We start from the raw sequence: 18,716 nt of genomic DNA on the forward strand, positions 1-18,716 counted from the left end.
CGGCCTCCTGACGGGGACTTGGCGCGCGGCTGATACCTCGACTGCAACGGAGATGAGTAAAGGCAAAAGCTGCTCATACTTCGCCATGGACAGCCTCGACTCGAATGAACTAGCTTCTGGATCAAGCCTGCCAGCATTTCGCCAGTAGCTCGGGCTTGCCGTCCGCTATGCCGCGTTTACCTCCAGGTGCTGTCGCGCTGCTTCGAGCACCTTCAAGGCCAGCACAGAATTAGCCAACGACAAGGAAATTTATGCGACACATATCGCAACATGCGTATCGCATAATTAATAGCTAGGCAAACCAAGAGGGAACTTTATGACGCCTTATCGCAACCTTAGCGGCCAATCAAACGTAGTTGCTTACGAGATCACGGAGGATGCAATACATGTGGTTTTCAAATCTGGCGCTCAGTGCAATTACCTGTATAACAGCATACGCCCAGGTAAGGCTGCGGTTGACAATATGAAACAGCTTGCAAAGCAGGGGCGCTGCTTAAATTCTTATATCTCTCGCGTTGTAAAAAGTAACTTTGCTCGTAAGTGGTAAGCCTAACAACTAATATTTTCAAATCGTTCGTTTCACTTACTGAGACGGCCGCATTAATCAAATGCTATATAAGGAAGAGAAATGAGCGATGCGCAAACAGAAGAAAGCATTTCCAAATCACCAAACCCTCTAGTATTTATTAGTCATGACACGCGCGATGGCGAATTGGCTGAAGCGTTTAGCAACCTTCTGAAAAGCGTAAGCGCCGGAGTCCTAAAATCTTTTCGAACCTCTGACAGAAAAGGGAATCAAGGGATTGAGTACGGTGTGGAGTGGTATCCAGAAATTATAAAAAACATACAAGGCGCATCTGATGTTGTTTGCCTTCTTACAAAAAGAAGTGTGGACAGGCCGTGGATATTATTCGAAGCAGGCATGGCAAAAGGTAAGCTTGACACGCCAATCTTGGGCGTTGCGCTTGGGATTGAACTTAAAGACGCATCGTCAGGGCCATTCGCGCAATTTCAAAACTGTGGTGATGATGAAGACTCACTTACAAAGCTTGTTTTCCAACTTGTAAAAAGAATACCTAACTCAGAACCAGACAAAGACACGATAAAGTTTCAAGTAGGGAAATTTAAACAATCCATTTCAACCATACTAGAAAAACTGGATGCTCCAACCAAAGAGGACGGTAGCACCAAGCCATCCGCAGACATCAGGGATATCGAAAACTCTTCTGCGAAGCTTTTTGAAGAAATAAAAATCATGTTTCAGGATCTTCCATCAAGAATAGAAAGGGTAAGTCCACCCGAGGGTAGAAAACGCAGGAGAAGATTCCATCCAGCTATGCTTGATGAAATGATTCACATGACCAAAGATGGGAAGTTAGGTATTCGTATTGCACTAAGTTTTTACAGGGAAAAAATGCCTTGGGTATACGATGAAGGTGTTTTGATACTAAATAAAATTGATGGCAGCAAAGCACCAGCAACAATAAAGCGCCACTTTCATGAGTTCGAAGAGCTTCTTATGGTCAGCACTAGAAATCCGATGATGGAAGAATTTCTCATGGAGGATAAAGAAGATTATTTTCTATTAATGGAGCTTCCAAAAATTATTCTCCGCAGTTTGGAAAGGGTTGCTTTCGTACACGTATAACCTACGTAAATGAGACAAATTTATTCTTATTTCACGACAATAAATAACCCCTCCCTCTCCCGTCCGTTTTTAGTTTTTCCAGTTCATAAACTCCAAGCTTTCAGGCGCACGCCAAATCCCCCATCAGGAGGCCGAGCGCAGGCACTGCGCAGGGGGACGAGCCGCAGGGATGCGGCGAGAGGCGTAATGGGCCAGGGATGGCCCATGTACGCCGGCCCCCGGAGCAGTGCCGGAGGGAGGGAAGTTGAGCGCAGCGAGACCCGGATGCCGGGGCGTGTTTCTTTTGCTTACTTTTCTTTGCACGAGCAAAGAAAAGTGAGGCGCCCGAGGGGGTGCAACACGAGCCATCAGTGCACACGGTGGTATGCCGAACACCACAAACCCCGCGCATAAAAAAACGCGCCCGAAGGCGCGCTCTTGTACTGCCTACCAACAGCGGTCAGCGCGGTTCGCTCATCAAGCCTTTGACGATCGAAATACAGCCCACTAACAGCACCAGGGTGAACGGCAAACCGGTCGATACCGCCATGGCCTGCAAGGCCACCAGACCGCCGCCGAGCAGCAGGGCGATGGCGATCACGCCCTCGATCACCACCCAGAACACCCGCTGCGGCACGGGCGCGTTGACCTTGCCGCCGGCGGTGATGGTGTCGATCACCAGCGAGCCGGAGTCCGACGAGGTGACGAAGAACACGATCACCAGCACGATGCCGATAAACGAACTGATCGCCGACCACGGCAACTCAGCCAGCATGGCAAACAGCTTCAGCTCCAGCGCGGCGTCCTGTACGCCGGTAAACCCGCTGCCGACCAGTTGCTCAATCGCCGTGCCGCCAAACGCGGTCATCCACAGTACTGACACCAGCGATGGCACCAGCAGCACGGCAATCAGAAACTCGCGCACGGTGCGGCCACGGCTAACGCGGGCGATAAACATGCCCACGAACGGCGACCAGCTGATCCACCAGGCCCAGTAGAAGGCCGTCCAGCCTTGGCTGAAGTTGGCGTCTTCACGGCCAATCGGGTTGGCCAGCGCCGGCAGGTACTGCAGGTACGCGCCGAGGTTGTCGAAGAAGCCGGTGAGGATGGCCAGGGTTGGCCCGGCGATGATCACGAACAGCAACAGCAGGATGGCCAGGCCCATGTTCAGCTCGGACAGGCGCTTGACGCCCTTGTCCAACCCCGCCACCACCGACAGCAGGGCGATAGCGGTGATGCCGACAATCAACAACACCTTGCTGGTATCCGTAGCGGCGATGCCGAACAGTTGGTCCAGGCCGGCGGCGGCCTGCTCGGCACCCACGCCCAGGGAGGTGGCCAGGCCGAACAGAGTGGCGAACACCGCGAGGATGTCGATCACATGCCCCGGCCAACCCCACACCCGCTCGCCGAGAATCGGGTAGAAGATCGAGCGGATCGACAGCGGCAGGCCCTTGTTGAAGGAAAACAGCGCCAGCGCCAACGCGACGATGGCGTAGATCGCCCAGGGGTGCAGGCCCCAGTGGAAGATAGTTGCGGCCATGCCCAAACGCGCAGCGGCTTCGGCATCACCGGCAGCGCCAGCCAGAGGTGCCCAGTCGGTGCGTACACCATCCGCGCCGACGCTGATCCCGCCCATGGCCGCCGAGAAGTGCGACATCGGCTCGGCCACGCCGTAGAACATCAGGCCGATGCCCATGCCGGCGGCGAACAGCATGGAGAACCAGCCGGTGTAGCTGTAGTCCGCGGTGGCGTCCATACCGCCGATGCGCACCTTGCCCAGCGGCGAGACGATCAGGCCGAGGCAGAGCAGCACGAAGATATTGGCGGCCCCGATAAAGAACCAGGCCATGTGGTGGGTCAGCCAGCTGCGCATGGCGCTGAACAGCGGCTCCACTTCATTTTGCAGGGCCAGGGTCAGCACCACGAACAGCACCACGCTGAGTGCGGAAATGCTGAAAACCTTGCCGTGAATATCGAGGGAAATCGAGAACTGTCCCTTGATGTTGTCCTGACCGATCACATAGTCGGTGTCGATCAGATTGGCGTCGCCGGTGGGTGCCGGGATGCCGTCCAGAGAGACCGCTTCTGGTTGCGGGGTCGTGTCAGACGAAGGGTTTTGACCCATGTGGGGACTCCTTTGACGTGTGGCACGCTTTACGCGCACGAGGACGGGATTGCCCTACTCGTACAGCCTGAAAACTGCCGGCTGCGGGCCACAGGGTAGCAGCCCTGGCCACTGCGCGCAGGCGCGGAGCCCATAACAGCGGCCATTGCAGCCCTGTCCGGAGGTATTTTTCCAGCCGTCCGCTCAGACTTTTTCGGCACCTAACTCCCGCCAAGCACGACCATTGACTATGGTTGCGCTATGGCCCTTGCGGGCGCTGTACGAGATCCCGTCCATGAAACGCCTGCTGCCCCTGCTGGTGAGCCTGTACCTAGGCCTCACTGCGCCCGTGCAAGCCGAGACCTTCACGGTCGGCGTCGAGCTGCAACCCTATATGCCCTATTTCAGCGTGCAGAATGGGCAGTACCTGGGCTATGGCCGCGACCTGCTCGATGCCTTCGCCGTGCATCAGGGCCATACCTTTGTCTACCAGCCACTGCCGGTGCGGCGACTGCTGAGCGATTTTCTCGCTGGCAAAGTGGACTTCAAGTTCCCCGATAACCCGCGCTGGAACGCCGACCTGAAACAGGGCTATGTCCTGCACATCAGCCAGGCGGCGGCCCCGGCGGTAGACGGCCTGCTGGTCAAGCCGCAGTTCCTCGGTCAGGGCAAGGCCCGCATCCGCCGCATCGGCACCCAGCGCGGGTTCACCCCCTGGCCCTACCTGCCGGATATCAAGGCCGGAAACATGATCCTGATTCAGGCCAACCAGATCGACTCGCTGCTGGCCATGGCCCTCAGCGACCGCGTCGATGCCGTCTACCTCAACCCGCAGGTGGTCAGCCACCGTCTGATGGCCAGCGGGGCCGGCAGCCAGGCCTTGGTCTTCGACCCGAGCCTGGCGTATGTGGATGATCACTACTTCCTCTCGAGCATCCAGCACCCCGAGGTGATCGCCGAGTTTGACCGCTTTCTCGCTCAGGAAACCGAACTGATACAAGCGCTGAAGAAACGCCACGGCATCGCCGACCCGCTGAGCCATTGATCACTGCGGCTGTAAAGCCCCGCAGTCGGCCGCTACCCAGCGCGCATGGCTCTGCATGCTGCTGCTCTGGCCGTCGTAGGTGCCAGTGATCTGCGAGGTGAATTCCTTGTCGCTGACAAAGCGCGTCTCGCCCTGGCCCTGGCCATTCGGGCAGGTGAAGCGGAACTTCCACAGCTCATCACTGCGCTCGAGCACTTCATTGCTGCAGCCGGATTCGGGGTCCTGCAGGGGCAGTTGCTGGGCCTTGATCTGCGCTTCGGTCATGCAGATGCGCACACCCTTGTCGCCCAGCTGCACGCCCTTCTGCGCCATCATTTGTTCCATCATTTGCCGTTGCTCGGGCGGCAGATTTTTCAGCTGTTCGAGCATCGTCTCCATCCCCGGCACCGCCTGACCATCGACCTGCATGTTGTTGGAGCTGATTTCCCACAAGCCGGGCTGAATATCCACCGCGCTGGCCAGAGCGGGCAACAGGCAGACGCTGAGTAGCAGAGGGTTGCTGAAGACGCGGCGCATGATCGACTCCTGAAAGGTTGGCGACTCTGCAAGCGTAGCCCCTTCTACGAGGCATCTGCCTCCACGTCCTCGCGGTAAATCCGCAGGCCGCGCGCCTGGTAGTTGGCCAGCGCGCTGGGGTGATCGAGGCTGCAGGTATGCACCCAGACCCGCGTGGTGCCCGGCCAGGCCCAGGCGGACTGCAGCGCGTGGGTCAACAACGGGCCACCGAAACCACGGCCGAAAAACGCCTCGGCCAGGCCGAAGTAGAGAATCTCCACCACGCCCTCGGCGTCGCGCAGCAACTCGTAATAACCGGCGACCGCGCCCTGCTCATAGGCCACCCAGGTGCGGTGGTTGGGCTGCTCGACCAGCTCACGCCACTGCGCTGCGCTCCAGCTCAGCTTGTCGGTCCACTGCCAGGGCTCACCCACCAGCTGGTAGAGAAAGCGGTTGAGCTGATATTGCTTGATCGCGCATTCGACAATGCTCAGCTCGGCAGGCAGCCCCTTGCCGCGAATCTGCTCGGGGTGCTGCATGTCCAGGTAATAGGTAATGGTGCTCATCGGCAGGCTTAGATCTTTAGGGGTGGTGGCCAAGGCTAAACCAAGCGCAGCGCTAGCGGCAAAGGCGGCAGCGCTGAGCACGGGCTTTTTAGCCCTGATCAATCCGCAGCTCGGGCACGGCGCGGCCGGCCACCAGGCGTTCGTCGACCAGGCGGATCAGCTCGGCTTCGTCGCGCACGCGAAACCACTCGCCGGCCGGATAGAGGCTGGCGGTCGGCCCCAGGTCGCAGGGGAACTGGCACTGGCTGCGGGTGATATGCACACCGCCCTCGCACTCCAGCTTGCCGGCGGCCTTGAGGCGTTGGCGCAGGGTTTTCCACAGCTCCAGCGCGCCGCGCCGGGTGCAGCGCGGGCCGTTGCACAGCAGCAAACGCTGAGCGTGCGGCGGAATCTGCGACCAGGCGTGATGCTCCGCTATCGCGGCAACGCCAATGCTAGGCAGGTGCAGTTCGGGGCGCTCGATCAGCGCGCAGGCGGCTTCCACCGGCAAGCCTTCGGCCTGGCCAATGGCGCTGGCGACAAACAGCTGCTCAGGGTTGACCTGCTGGCTGAGCTCGCTGCGCAGCCAATCGAGATGCGGGCTGCTGCTCTGCGGCTCCAGATCGATCACCAGCAGCGGCCGCTCGCCCTCGGCCACCCGCTGCCAGAGCGGCGCATAGCCTTCGCTGGTGTCGACTATATCGGCCAGCGCCGCTTCGCTGCGCAGCTCAGCCAGACGCCGACGGAACAGCTCGGCAAAGGAGCCCTCGGCCAGGTCGGGACCGACAAACAGAATGCGGGCGTAAGGGGAAACGGGCGTGGTCATGGCGGCCTCCAAAACGGGGCGGCAGTCTAGCAGGGGATTTTTTGCCTTGGGCGGCAACCGCTCGGCGGCCAACTCGACCCTAAAGTTGCAGCGCCTCGGCCAGCGCTTCAAGGCTAAGAAACTCGCGCTCCACACTCGGCAAGAGCGGCCGACGCAGCAGCACGACCGGCAGGCCCAGCTCCCGCGCCACCTGCAACTTCGGCTCGGTGGACTGGCTGCCGCTGTTCTTGCTGATCAGCACATCGGTGCCCAGGCGGGCGAACAGCGCGCGCTCGCCATCCAGCGCGAACGGCCCGCGCGCGCCGATAATCTCGGCTCGCGGCACGGCTTCCTGCGCGGTTAGGCAGCGCAGGGTCCAGTGCTGATGCAGGGGAATCTCGTGCAGATGCTCCAGCGGTTCGCGGCCAAGGGTAAATAGCGGACGCTGGAAGTTTTGCAGCGCGGCAACCAACCCAGCCCAGTTATCCACTTCACGCCAGTCATCGCCCTCGCCGGCCCGCCAACCGGGACGACGCAGGGCCCAGCAGGCAATCGCGCTCAACTCGGCGGCGCGGGCGGCATTGGCGCTGATCTGCGCGGCATAGGGGTGGGTCAAGTCGAGCAGCAGCTCGATGCTCTGCTCGCGGATATAGGCCGCCAGGCCTGCCGCCCCGCCAAAACCGCCGACGCGCACCTGACACGCCAGGTCATCCGGCACCCGGCCCAGCCCGGCCAAGCTGTAGACGGCTTCGGGGCTTAAACGGCGGGCCAAACGCAACGCCTCGCTGGTGCCGCCGAGCAGCAAAATGCGCCGGCTCACGGTTTGCGGACTTCCAGCAAGGTGATCGGCAAGGCGCTGCGCCAGGTGTCGAAGCCGCCCAGCGGCTGCGCCTGGGCCACGCTGATGCGGGTCAGTTCGCCGCCCACCTGTTCGCGCCAGGCCACCAGCGCCGCCTCGCTTTGCAGAGTGACGGCATTGGCCACCAAGCGCCCGCCCGGCTTGAGGCTGGCCCAGCACTGCTCCAGCACCCCGGGGATAGTCACGCCGCCACCGATAAAGATTGCATCCGGCGCGGCCAACCCTGCCAACGCCTCGGGCGCGCGGCCGGCGACCAGTTGCAGGCCGGGTACGCCGAGGGCATCGCGGTTGTGCTGGATATGCGCCTGGCGACCGGCATCGGCCTCGATGGCGATCGCCCGGCAGCTGGCATGCGCGCGCATCCACTCGATGCCGATGGAGCCGCAGCCGGCACCCACATCCCACAACAGTTCGCCCGGTTGTGGCGCCAGGCGCGCCAGGGTGATGGCGCGCACGTCGCGCTTGGTCAACTGGCCGTCGTGCTGATAGGCATCGTCCGGCAAGCCCGGCGTTAGCGGCAGCAGGCGCGCATCGGGGCCAGCCTCGCATTCGACCGCAAGCAGATTGAGATCGGCGGCGCGCGGCAACGCCCAGTCGCAGGCCAGGCCGTCGATCCGCCGTTCCTGAGCGCCGCCCAGATGTTCCAGCACGGTCAAACGGCTGGGGCCAAAACCACGCGCGCGCAGCAACTCGGCCACCGCCGCCGGGCTGTCGCCGTCATTGCTTAGCAGCAGCAGGCGCGCGCCAGGGTGAATCAAGGCTTGCAGCGCCGCCAACGGCCGCGCCACCAGCGACAGCACCTCGACCTCCTGCAACGCCCAGCCCAGGCGCGCGGCGGCCAGGGACACCGACGAGGGCGCGGGCAATACACGCAGCTCAGCGGCCGGCAGCTGCCTCGCCAGGCTGGCACCAACGCCGTAAAACATCGGGTCGCCGCTGGCCAGCACGCACAGCGGCGTACCACGCCGCGCCAACACGGCGTCCAGGCTGAACGGGCTGGGCCAGGCCTCGCGCGTCGCTTTCAGGCAATGCGGCAACAGTTCCAGCTGACGCGGCGCGCCAACGATGCAGCTGGCCTCCAGCAATGCCCGCCGCGCCGCCTTGCCGAGCCCGGCGTAGCCGTCTTCACCGATTCCCACCAGGGTTAACCAGGCCGTCATACCTACTCCTCTGCGCCCGCCCGACGAGCAAGGTGCCTACACGCCAAACAAAGCGGGCATAATAGCGCCTTCGTCGGTGCCCGCCGCCATTGTGCATAGGGCCTAAGAGGGAACACGGCTAAACCGTGGCTGCCCCCGCAACTGTAAACAGCGAGTCTGCCGCAACTGCCACTGGGTAACCGGGAAGGCCGCGGCAAATAACGACCTGTCAGCCAGGAGACCTGCCGACGACGCTAGTCGCGAGTGCCAACATCGGGCGGGGTGTACCGATGCCATTGAGTTCCCCCTTGGGCGAACTCTGCTGGTTCGGTCGCCGCGTCGTAGTAGCTGGTGAACCGCTTGCGCGACCGTCCAACCTCCGTCGATCTGCCCGCCCCACGCCCAAGCGCGTGCCCCGGCCTGCTGCGCATCGTTCAGGCGTTGGACGGTGGCATCTGCCGGGTCAAGCTGGCCGGCGGGGTACTCAGCAGCACCCAAGCGCGCGCTATCGCCGAGGCCGCCGAGCACTGCGCCAGCGGCGTGCTGGAACTGACCAACCGCAGCAATCTGCAGATTCGTGGTGTTTTGCCCGGCCAGCAAGTCGAGCTGATCGAGTGCCTGCGGGCTGCCGGCCTTGGCCCAAGCAACCCGGCCGCCGACGATGTGCGCAACCTGCTGCTCAGCCCCGCCGCCGGCCTCGATCCGCAGGCCCTGCTCGATACCCGCCCGCTGGCCGCCGCGCTGCTTGAGCTGCTGCAGAACACCCCGGCGCTGCATGGGCTGTCAGCCAAATTCGCCATTCAGCTGGACGGCGGCGAAGCCCTGGCGATGCTCGAACACCCCCACGATATCTGGCTAAGCGCCCTGCCCGGATCGCCGGCACGATTGGCCTTCGGCCTGGCCGGTTGCCCGGGTGATGCGCCGCTGGGCGTGATCAACGCCGAGCAAGCCGTGCCACTGGTGGAACAACTGTTGCTGTTGTTTCTCCAGCTGGCGGGTAATGAACACAGCCGTATGCGCCAACTGCTAAGCGTGATTCCAGCCAGCCAACTGCTGCAACAACTGCAAACGCGCCTGCCCTTTGCCGTGCAAGCGGCCCCAATCGATTGGCAACGCAAACCAGTCAGCCAACACGCGCCGATCGGCATTTATCCACAGCAGCAGGCCGGCCTGTGCATGGTCGCAGCCGCCGCGCGCCTAGGCCGGATCGATGCTGGGCAACTGCGTGCATTGGCCGATCTGGCCGAGCAGCAGGGCGATGCCAGTCTGCGCCTGACGCCCTGGCAGGGTCTGTTGCTGCCAAATATCCCAGAACAATCGGCAGACAAGCTGCTGCACGCCCTGGCCGAACTCGGCCTGCTCACCGATGTGCAGGAACCACTCAGCCACCTGATCGCCTGCACCGGCTCGGCGGCCTGTGGCAAAGGCCTGAGCGACAGCAAGGCCGATGCCCTGCGCCTGGCCGAGCGCCTGCGCACCAGCACGGCGCGCCCGCAGGTGCATATAAGCGCCTGCCCGCGTTCCTGCGCCGCCGCGCATACCGCGCCCTTTACCCTGCTGGCCAGCAGCGCCGGGCATTACCAGCTCTATCAACGCACACCCGAGGCAGCCGGTTTCGGCCAGCTGCAGGCCAGCGCCATGACTATCGACGAGGCCGGCGACTGGTTCGCCGCCCACTGCGCAACAGGAAACAGCGATGCTTGAGTACATCCGCGACGGCCAGGAAATCTACCGCCAATCCTTCGCCACCATCCGCGCCGAGGCCGATCTCAGCGCCATTCCGGCTGATCTGGAAAAGCTCGCCGTGCGGGTTATCCACGCCTGCGGCATGGTCGATGTGGTGCAGGACCTGCGCTTCTCCCCCGGTGCCGGCGCTGCCGGCCGCGCGGCGCTGGCCAAGGGCGCACCGATTCTCTGCGATGCGCGGATGGTCGCCGAAGGCATCACCCGCCCGCGTCTGGCCGCGAATAACCCGGTGATCTGCACCCTGCATAACAGCGATGTGCCGGAGCTGGCCCGCGAGCTGGGCAACACCCGCTCGGCGGCGGCACTGGAGCACTGGCGCGAGCATCTGGAAGGCAGCGTGGTGGTGATCGGCAATGCACCGACCGCGCTGTTCTACCTGCTGGAAATGCTCGACGCCGGCGCGCCGAAACCGGCGCTGATTATCGGCATGCCGGTGGGCTTTATCGGCGCGGCGGAATCCAAGGACGCCCTGGCCGCCGACAGCCGCGGCGTGCCTTACGTAATAGTGCGCGGCCGCCGCGGCGGCAGCGCCATGGCGGTGGCGGCGGTCAACGCCCTGGCCACGGAGGTGGAGTGATGAGCGTACAAAAAGGCCGTCTGCTAGGCATCGGTGTCGGCCCCGGCGACCCGGAGCTGATCACCCTCAAGGCCCTGCGCCTGCTGCAATCGGCAGCCGTGGTCGGCTACTTCGTGGCCAAAGCCAAAGCCAACCAGGGCCAGGGCGGCAACGCCTTTGGCATTATCGAGCAGCACCTGACGGACTCACAGCAGCGCCTGCCGCTGGTGTACCCGGTGACCACGGAAAAGCTCGCCGCGCCGCTTTCCTATGAGGATGTGATCAGCGACTTCTACGACACCTGCGCGGTGCAGATCGCCGCTCAGCTCGACGCCGGCCACGACGTGGCGGTGATCTGCGAAGGCGACCCGTTCTTCTACGGCTCCTATATGTACCTGCACGACCGCCTGGCCGGGCAGTACCAGGTGGAAGTGGTGCCCGGCGTTTGCTCCATGCTCGGCTGCGCCTCGGTGCTCGGCACCCCGCTGGTGTACCGCAACCAGAGCCTGAGCGTGCTCTCCGGCGTGCTGCCCGAGGATGAACTCAAGCAGCGCCTGCGCGACGCCGAAGCCGCAGTGGTGATGAAGCTGGGGCGCAATTTCGAGAAAGTCCGCCGCGTGCTGCAGGAGCTGGGCATTGACCAGCGCGCCCACTACGTCGAGCGCGCGACCATGGGTAACCAGCGCATCGTGCCGCTGGACGAGGTGGAGCCGATGTCCTCGCCCTACTTCTCGATGATCGTTATCCCCGGCGAGAAATGGCGCGGTTAACCAACCGCAAACAACCCGTGGGAGGGGCTTTAGCCGCGACAAGCCTTATGTAGCTCGCGGCTAAAGCCCCTCCCACAGAACAGATGGAACACCTTATGACCGCCGCCCCTGCCATCGTTATTCTCGGCCCCTCCGCCCTGCCTTGCGCACGGCGCATCCAGGCGCTTTATCCCCAGGCCGAGATCCATGGCCTACGCGGCCGGGTGGCGGACGTCGAACGGTCTTATGACGACTTCGGCGACAATCTGCGCGCGCTGTATCGCGCCGGTACGCCGCTGATCGTGCTATGCGCCGCCGGCATCGTGATTCGCAGCCTGGCCGCCGTGCTCGGCGAGAAAGACAGCGAGCCGCCGGTGCTGGCAGTGGCCGAAGATGGCAGCGCCGTGGTGCCGCTGCTCGGTGGCCTCGGTGGGGTCAACCGCATGGCGCGCGAAATTGCTGCGCATCTGGAGGTCAGCGCGGCGATCACCACCAGCGGCGAACTGCGTTTCGGCACCTGCCTGCTGGAGCCGCCGGCCGGCTATGTGCTGGCCGATCTTGAGCAAGGCAAAGGCTTTGTCAGCGACTTGCTCGGCGGCCAGGCCGTGCGGATCGAGGGCGATGCACCCTGGCTGGCCCAGGCCAAACTGCCGGTGGATAACCATGCCAACCGGGTGATCCATATCAGCCCGCACAGCCGCGCGGCCAAGGCTGATGAACTGCTGATCCACCCACAGCAGGTGGCCGTATGGGTCGAACGCGCCGGCCCGGAATTACTTAGCGAACTGCAACAGGCGCTACAAACCAACAACCTGGCCCCGCAAAGCCTGGCCTGTGTGCTGGCCGCACCCGCCTTGATGGCTAACGCCGAACTGCACAGAGCCGCCGCGCAACTCAAATTGCCGCTGCGCTTTATCGACGACGCGCAGCAACTGCCGCCGCTGCATAGTCAGCACACCAATCTGCGCCTGCTGCTGGCCGCCGCGCCTATCGACACTGCGCAACTCGGCCGCCCCCGTGGCCGCCTGACGGTGATCGGCCTCGGCCCCGGTGCCGCCGAATTTATGGTGCCCGCCGCGCGCCAGGCGCTGGACGAGGCGCAGGACCTGCTCGGCTACGAAACCTATATCAATATGGCCGGCCCGCTGCGCCCGGAGCAGGTGCGTCACTGCACCGATAACCGCGAAGAAATGCAGCGCGCCCGCCATGCCTTCGAGCTGGCCGCCAGCGGGCGGCGCGTGGTGGTGGTGTCGTCCGGCGACCCCGGCGTGTTCGCCATGGCCGCCGCCGTGCTGGAAGCCCTGCACGAATCGACCGACGCCGAATGGCAACGGATCGATCTACAGGTATTCCCCGGCGTTTCCGCCGCACTGGCCACCGCCGCCAAGGCTGGCGCGCCGCTGGGCCACGACTTCTGCCTGATCTCCCTGTCCGACAACCTTAAGCCCTGGGCCATTATCGAAAAGCGCCTTGAGCACGCCGCCGCCGCCGACCTGGTGATGGCCTTCTACAACCCCATCTCCAAAGCCCGCCCCTGGCAGCTCGGTAGCGCGCTGGATATCGTCCGCCAACAACGCACGCCAGAAACCCTGGTGGTCCTCGGCCGCGACATCGGCCGCCCCGGCGAAACCCTGCGTACCCTCACCCTCGGCGAGCTGACGCCAGAAATGGTCGATATGCGCACCCTGGTAATTATCGGCTCCAGCCAGACCTGCCGCTTCCCCCGCGCCGAAGGTGGCGAGTGGGTATATACGCCGAGGAGCTATCCACAGCTGTAAAAGCGTAGGATGGGTTGAGCTTGCGATGCCCATCTGAGCTTCAAATTGGACTACCCCCGCTCCGGTAGACATCCCCGGCCTATGCTTTGAGCATAGGAGGAAGTCTATGAGCACCCAACGATTTACCCCGGAATTCAAGGCTGAAGCTGTCAGGCAGGTCGTTGACCGAGGATATTCAGTAGCAGAGATTGCCGCGCGCCTCGGAGTATCTACCCACAGCCTCTACAAATGGGTGAAGGCCGTCACCCCTGATAAGTCCGAGAGGCAGGCCAGTGAGTTACTCGAAGCCAAGAGTGAAATCTTACGACTGCGAGCCCAGATGCGCCGCCTTGAAGAAGAGCGGGATATTTTAAAAAAAGCCGCGCGGTACTTTGCCAGGGAGCCCGAGTGAAGTACCGCTTCATGAACGAGCATCGCCATCAATACGCAATTACCTCGATGTGCCGGGTATTGCAGGTTGCTCGCGCCGGGTTCTACCAGTGGTTGCACAAGCCAATCTCTGACCGTGAGCAAGAAAACAACCGATTGCTGCGGCTGATCCGTGACTCCTATGCCGCCAGCCGGGGTGTTTACGGTGCGCGCCGAGTTTTTGGTGACCTACGGGAAGCCGGTGAAAGCTGCGGTAAACACCGTGTCGCCCGCCTGATGCGTGCCAACAAGATCAAGGCGCTACGGGGCTATAAAGCGCCACGTCCAATCGCGGGACGCCCTTCGATCATCGCACCGAACCATCTCAATCGAGAGTTCACTGTCGAGGCCCCCAATAAGGCCTGGGTGACCGACATCACCTATATTCGTACCTGGCAGGGCTGGCTGTACTTGGCCGTGGTGGTGGATCTTTATGCGCGGAAGGTGGTTGGCTGGTCGATGAAACCGACACTGGCTCGTGAGCTGGCGTTGGACGCACTGCTCATGGCGCTTTGGCAGCGCAAACCCAAAGGCAGAGTGATCGTCCATTCCGACCAAGGGAGCCAGTACGGCAGTGATGACTGGAAACGCTTCTGCGCCGCCAACAACCTAGAGCCGAGTATGAGTCGGCGGGGCAATTGTTGGGATAACGCTGTCGCCGAGTCCTTTTTCAGCAGCTTAAAGAAAGAACGCATCCGCAAGCGCATCTACAAAACCCGCGACATGGCCAGGGCTGATGTGTTCGATTACATCGAAGTGTTTTACAACCGAACCCGCCGCCACAGTTACTTGGGCGGTGTCAGTCCTGAGGCATTTGAACGTGCCTCATTATGAGGTCGGGAAATGTCTACCAGAGCGGGGGGAGTCCAATGGTGTATTTCTGCCAATACGAGTTGAACTCATGACAGAAAAAATAACCCCCGAGGCACGTGAGCTGAAAGAGAGTCTTGTAAAAGAATTTAAGCTTGAGTCATGCCGTGATTTCGAGCACGCATAACAACTGGTTCAAACCGTTCGCTTCGCTCACTTGGACGGGCTAAAGCCCGCCCCTTAACCAAACGTTAGGTTACTGCCATGAAGTTAATCTGCGTAACATCAGTTTTTATAGTATTCGCGTGGTGTAATTTAACGCTTGCAAATTCTAACAACTATAGAAACGCAGAGGGTTTTATAAACTCTATCCCTCATGCGAAATTTTCTGAATCCTTGATCGCAGAGGGCGACTTAAACAGCGACAACCTTAAAGATCTTGCAATAGCAGTTATAACCGTTTCGCAAGAATTTAAAAGGTATAATCAATTACACGTTCTAATTCGCCATAAGTCAGGGGAGTACTCTCTTGCAGTCTCCTCACAAGAATCACTTGTAGCAGGTATGGGATGTTGCGGGCTGGAGTTTATGGAAATAAAGCGGGGCAGTATTTTTATTCAAAACAACTCCAAAACCGCTTGCGAAATAGAAGCCGCGACGCATCAGTTTAAGCTTTACAAAAACTCTTGGCGCCTTATTGGCCTTAAAATACTTAACTATCAGCACTGCGAAGACCCACAACTCAGCGAAGTGAGAGACTTTAATATTCTCACGGGTAAAATAATAAAATCAAAACAGCTCGACGACGACCCAAAGAAGTACGAGCACATGGAATTTACGCCTAGGGAGTTCTTACTTAAGGACTATGATTTCTTCAACGGTTTCGGCGCGCCAGCAACCTAACTAGTGGTTCAAATCGTTCGCTTCGCTCACCTGGGACGGGCTAAATCCCGCCCCTTAGCTTATCGTTAGGGATCACCCAAGCATAAGTGAACTAAAATCACTTATCCAGATCCAGAAATTCCGAAGCTCAATGCGTACTTAATGGGCAGAAAATCACAACTCATTCAAGTTAATTCGATTACCTGCACTGCTGCCAGCGTATAACTCGGTATACTGCCTGTCCTCCGATTGTCTATAAATTTATTTCATAGGAAGTGAAATGAATAAAATATTCTTAGCTGTCACTACATACTTACTATGCTCTGTTTCTAAATTAGTGTTTTCGACAGAAAGACAAATCGTGCGCCCTGGAATGTATGAAGTTACTTCTGGCATAGCTGATAAACCTGTCAAGACCTAGACCTGTTATAGCGATGCAGATGTGAAAGATCTCCCTACGCTTTTGCTGAAAATGGAGGATAAATTGATGCAAAAGAACTGTGGTGCTGAAATTTTATCAGTGGCTGACGGAGAGGCCGAGTGGCGTACTGAGTGCAAGACAGACTTTGTTACTCGAACTACAGTTGGTTCGATCATGTGGGGCGATACTCATTTCAGCGGCAACGCTTTTCTTACGATGGGAAGGATTGAGATGGAGTATCAATTTGATGCCCTACGCGTAAGTGATTGCAAATAAAGGGCGGCATGAAATTTTACTTAGACCATCACAATGTCAAGCTAACTTCCGGCCCTGTGCGACAGTAATCCAATGCGTATGGTTCAAGCCGTTCGCTCCGCTCACTCGGGACCGGCTAAAGCCGGCCCCTAACCACGCGTTAGAATTCATAATGAAGTTCCCGAAAAATATAACTTTTGAAGACATTATTGGAATAATTTCAGTAATATTTTTGATCTCTCATGGGTGGATAGTGACTCTCAATGAAGGGGTCATGATTTATGGCAAGCATGGCCGAGAGGCTTATATTTCTGGTTATGGTGTGCTTTGGTACATTGGGTTCACATTTCTTACTGCAGCTATATTTACGATGATGGTTTCTTTTGCAACTTTTAATATAAAAGCAAATCACTCGATTGCTATATCAATCGCTGTTCTGCTACACCCTGTTGTATATTTCTTAATCTAGGTAGTTGGCGCTGTGCAAGCTAAAGTTATGCTTGTGTCTGTATCCTAATCAAAGCCTATGACTTAACAAAAAGGAAAATCGTTCGCCTTGCTCGCTGTGAGCGGCTAAAGTCTGCCCTTTAGTCATCTGTTAGGCCCCAGAAAAAATTGAAGAAATTTATTGAATATCTGCTTGGTGTGTTTCTTGTTCTGCTTGTGATTATTGTTGCAATAGTTGCTGAGAGCATACTGAGCCTTGATCCGGACTCTACCTATGAGCTAAGAGGTAGGTATAAAGAATCATCGGACGGAGAAACATATCTTGTAATCGAAGATGATAATGGTGGTCAGTGCGGCCCGCTACTAGTTGATGAAAAAGAGTGGTCGCATGGCCTTAATAAAAAAGGTCGAGTAGCTCCCGGCGAGCACAGTATTAAGTGCGGCGCTGGGATGGACGTTATTATAAAAGAAGGTGCAACTTATTATTTTGACTATTGGGGGCCATAAATGCCTAACCAATCGTTCGCTTCGCTCATTTGGGCGGAATAAAGCCCGCCCTTTAACCAAACGTTACTTTCCGATTCTCTCTAATTGCACTTGAGTCCATGTGCTCGGGCATACCAGCGCCTAGTCACTTCCTGGGTGATCGCTATCCCGCGTGGGGTTGGCTTAAGTTTCGGTTGGCTTCGTCGTAGTCCGGGCTGGTTTGCCCGACCTCTGGTGCAGTCTGTCCGCTTGCCAGCCATAGGGCGTACTGCGGATAGATCTTCACCAGCACATCTATCTCTTCAGTGCTGACCCTCACGATTCCTTTGCTCACGCTTCGCCATCTCTCGTAGTCCCCACCGTGCTCGCTGGTCTTTTTGGGACCTAGCTTCTTCAGTAATAGGCGAGCTCTATCTGCTGCTGTCGTCATATAGAAAACTATGCTTGGGAAGTATTTTACCATTTAATCGTGATGGTAAATAATTCCTTAGTGGTTAAATATTTCCCGTTGCGAGTGGGGTTAATGCTGAACATAGTGGATTAAAGCTTATGGATACGGAAGGTCTCGACCCTCAAAAGCTACACGGTGCGCCGCCCTTGATGTCCTGGCCCAAGTTCGCCGAGTGGATCGGCATGGGCGATGAGCCAATTGTTGTCCGCACCTGGGTAGAGCGCGGCTACCTGCCATCGAAGAAGGTGGGCAAACGCACCATGGTTAACGTCGTGCGGCTGGTGCAACAGCTGCTTGATGAGGAGTAAGGCACATGAGCCGAACAGACCCGCAATTCAAGCTGCGCGTGCCTGCCGCACTGTGCCTGCAGATCGAACAAGCCGCCCACGCTGCGCGCCGTTCGATGAATGCTGAAATGGTCGTGCGCCTGGAAGCCAGCTTCGCCAAGGAACAGCCCCTGCAGGAGAAACCCCATGATCAGTGACGACAGCCTGGACCTGTGCAGCGTTAAGACCTTCGCCGAAATGAGCCGTTCTGCCGCTCGGAGTATGTCATCGGCATCGTTCTGCCGGTTAAAGGCGTGCAAGAGTAGGCCTATCTTATGGTCATGAGCCCTGGCGAAGAGTTTCCCGTGGAAGCCTACCTAGAGGACATCCGCTCCATCCGCATTGCTGATCAGATTGAGGGCTGCAGCCATGCCTAGCCCATGTATATCACTGGATGCCGCCACCGCTGTCAGCTACATCGGCAAAACCGCCCTTATGGAATTGCGCTGGGACGATGAACCGGAATCCATGTGGCAGCTCATGCACATCGTGGGCGTAGTCCTGCCCATGGAAGGTGTCTGCGACCATTCGTGCTTTATGGCTGTGTACTACGGCACGTCTGATCCGTACCCGGAGCGGGTGTTCTTCCACGAGATCCGCACCCTTCGGGCGATGCAGCACCGCGACCGGCATGGTTTCGGCAACGTACTGGGCTGCATCGCCCACCCTAACTCGGCTGGGTCAAGGGCCGCGCTCCCGGCTCGTCGGAACAGCTCCACCGTTCCGTCGAACGGAAGCACGGGCGCAGCGCACCCTTGACGCGGATTGCCTATGAACAG

Annotated in this window: 19 protein-coding genes, 1 pseudogene and 1 riboswitch; of the genes and pseudogenes, 14 read left to right on the forward strand and 6 right to left on the reverse strand. The window is 59.3% G+C overall.

Going from position 1 to position 18,716, the window contains the following annotated elements; all coding sequences use genetic code 11:
* The first annotated feature begins 628 nt into the window (after positions 1 to 628).
* Positions 629 to 1,648: a TIR domain-containing protein gene (locus tag WBK23_RS01700; protein WP_424482263.1), complete on the forward strand. Its 1,020-nt coding sequence runs from the start codon at positions 629 to 631 to the stop codon at positions 1,646 to 1,648.
* 439 nt (positions 1,649 to 2,087) lie between these two features.
* On the opposite strand, the gene WBK23_RS01705 is transcribed toward WBK23_RS01700, so the two are convergent.
* Positions 2,088 to 3,755: a BCCT family transporter gene (locus tag WBK23_RS01705; RefSeq protein ID WP_424482264.1), complete on the reverse strand. Its 1,668-nt coding sequence runs from the start codon at positions 3,753 to 3,755 to the stop codon at positions 2,088 to 2,090.
* A gap of 274 nt (positions 3,756 to 4,029) precedes the next feature.
* On the opposite strand from WBK23_RS01705, the gene WBK23_RS01710 reads away from it, so the two are divergent.
* On the forward strand, positions 4,030 to 4,779 hold the full coding sequence (locus WBK23_RS01710; RefSeq protein ID WP_424482265.1) for a substrate-binding periplasmic protein: 750 nt from the start codon (positions 4,030 to 4,032) through the stop codon (positions 4,777 to 4,779).
* On the opposite strand, the gene WBK23_RS01715 is transcribed toward WBK23_RS01710, so the two are convergent.
* The 5 genes from WBK23_RS01715 to cbiE all read right to left on the reverse strand — a co-directional run bounded on the left by WBK23_RS01715 (position 4,780) and on the right by cbiE (position 8,643).
* Positions 4,780 to 5,295 carry a DUF3617 domain-containing protein gene (locus WBK23_RS01715; RefSeq protein WP_424482266.1) on the reverse strand — a complete coding sequence of 172 codons (516 nt, stop codon included), beginning with the start codon at positions 5,293 to 5,295 and terminating at the stop codon, positions 4,780 to 4,782.
* Between the two features lie 44 nt (positions 5,296 to 5,339).
* Positions 5,340 to 5,846: a GNAT family N-acetyltransferase gene (locus tag WBK23_RS01720; RefSeq protein WP_424482301.1), complete on the reverse strand. Its 507-nt coding sequence runs from the start codon at positions 5,844 to 5,846 to the stop codon at positions 5,340 to 5,342.
* 82 nt (positions 5,847 to 5,928) lie between these two features.
* Complete coding sequence (locus WBK23_RS01725; protein WP_424482267.1) at positions 5,929 to 6,645, reverse strand: (2Fe-2S) ferredoxin domain-containing protein; 717 nt, start codon at positions 6,643 to 6,645, stop codon at positions 5,929 to 5,931.
* A 79-nt stretch (positions 6,646 to 6,724) separates the two neighbouring features.
* Positions 6,725 to 7,444 carry a cobalt-precorrin-6A reductase gene (locus WBK23_RS01730; protein ID WP_424482268.1) on the reverse strand — a complete coding sequence of 240 codons (720 nt, stop codon included), beginning with the start codon at positions 7,442 to 7,444 and terminating at the stop codon, positions 6,725 to 6,727.
* Positions 7,441 to 8,643, reverse strand: coding sequence for a precorrin-6y C5,15-methyltransferase (decarboxylating) subunit CbiE (gene cbiE / locus WBK23_RS01735; RefSeq protein WP_424482269.1), 1,203 nt, complete (start codon positions 8,641 to 8,643; stop codon positions 7,441 to 7,443). Before cbiE ends, WBK23_RS01730 begins: the two co-directional genes overlap by 4 nt.
* Positions 8,644 to 8,700: 57 nt before the next feature.
* Positions 8,701 to 8,886, forward strand: a riboswitch (cobalamin riboswitch).
* 96 nt (positions 8,887 to 8,982) lie between these two features.
* Here cbiE and cobG point away from each other — a divergent pair.
* The 12 genes and pseudogenes from cobG (at position 8,983) to WBK23_RS01795 (ending at position 18,696) form a co-directional block, all read left to right on the forward strand.
* On the forward strand, positions 8,983 to 10,326 hold the full coding sequence (gene cobG, locus WBK23_RS01740; RefSeq protein ID WP_424482270.1) for a precorrin-3B synthase: 1,344 nt from the start codon (positions 8,983 to 8,985) through the stop codon (positions 10,324 to 10,326).
* Positions 10,319 to 10,945: a precorrin-8X methylmutase gene (locus WBK23_RS01745; protein ID WP_424482271.1), complete on the forward strand. Its 627-nt coding sequence runs from the start codon at positions 10,319 to 10,321 to the stop codon at positions 10,943 to 10,945. The genes cobG and WBK23_RS01745 overlap by 8 nt, the downstream gene beginning before the upstream one ends.
* Positions 10,942 to 11,694 carry a precorrin-2 C(20)-methyltransferase gene (locus WBK23_RS01750; protein ID WP_424482272.1) on the forward strand — a complete coding sequence of 251 codons (753 nt, stop codon included), beginning with the start codon at positions 10,942 to 10,944 and terminating at the stop codon, positions 11,692 to 11,694. The genes WBK23_RS01745 and WBK23_RS01750 overlap by 4 nt, the downstream gene beginning before the upstream one ends.
* Positions 11,695 to 11,789: 95 nt before the next feature.
* Positions 11,790 to 13,451: a precorrin-3B C(17)-methyltransferase gene (gene cobJ / locus WBK23_RS01755; protein WP_424482273.1), complete on the forward strand. Its 1,662-nt coding sequence runs from the start codon at positions 11,790 to 11,792 to the stop codon at positions 13,449 to 13,451.
* 106 nt (positions 13,452 to 13,557) lie between these two features.
* Positions 13,558 to 14,693 (forward strand): IS3 family transposase gene (locus WBK23_RS01760; protein WP_424482274.1). Its coding sequence is split into 2 segments (ribosomal slippage): positions 13,558 to 13,810 and positions 13,810 to 14,693, totalling 1,137 coding nucleotides; the frame shifts between segments, so codons are not numbered across the junction.
* A 240-nt stretch (positions 14,694 to 14,933) separates the two neighbouring features.
* On the forward strand, positions 14,934 to 15,572 hold the full coding sequence (locus WBK23_RS01765) for a hypothetical protein (RefSeq protein WP_424482275.1): 639 nt from the start codon (positions 14,934 to 14,936) through the stop codon (positions 15,570 to 15,572).
* Positions 15,573 to 15,987: 415 nt separating this feature from the next.
* Positions 15,988 to 16,248, forward strand: a pseudogene (locus tag WBK23_RS01770) (hypothetical protein); the annotation flags it as partial.
* 151 nt (positions 16,249 to 16,399) lie between these two features.
* Positions 16,400 to 16,696, forward strand: a complete 297-nt coding sequence (locus tag WBK23_RS01775) for a hypothetical protein (protein ID WP_424482276.1) — start codon at positions 16,400 to 16,402, stop codon at positions 16,694 to 16,696.
* A gap of 146 nt (positions 16,697 to 16,842) precedes the next feature.
* On the forward strand, positions 16,843 to 17,181 hold the full coding sequence (locus WBK23_RS01780) for a hypothetical protein (protein WP_424482277.1): 339 nt from the start codon (positions 16,843 to 16,845) through the stop codon (positions 17,179 to 17,181).
* A 528-nt stretch (positions 17,182 to 17,709) separates the two neighbouring features.
* The gene (locus tag WBK23_RS01785; RefSeq protein WP_424482278.1) at positions 17,710 to 17,919 is read left to right on the forward strand and encodes a DNA-binding protein; all 210 of its coding nucleotides are present in this window, start codon (positions 17,710 to 17,712) and stop codon (positions 17,917 to 17,919) included.
* Between the two features lie 5 nt (positions 17,920 to 17,924).
* On the forward strand, positions 17,925 to 18,095 hold the full coding sequence (locus WBK23_RS01790; protein WP_424482279.1) for an Arc family DNA-binding protein: 171 nt from the start codon (positions 17,925 to 17,927) through the stop codon (positions 18,093 to 18,095).
* Positions 18,096 to 18,306: 211 nt separating this feature from the next.
* Positions 18,307 to 18,696, forward strand: coding sequence for a hypothetical protein (locus tag WBK23_RS01795; protein WP_424482280.1), 390 nt, complete (start codon positions 18,307 to 18,309; stop codon positions 18,694 to 18,696).
* Positions 18,697 to 18,716 lie beyond the last annotated feature (20 nt).

Origin of the sequence: Pseudomonas sp., assembly GCF_049653025.1 — a bacterium.
Taxonomy (GTDB): domain Bacteria; phylum Pseudomonadota; class Gammaproteobacteria; order Pseudomonadales; family Pseudomonadaceae; genus Aquipseudomonas.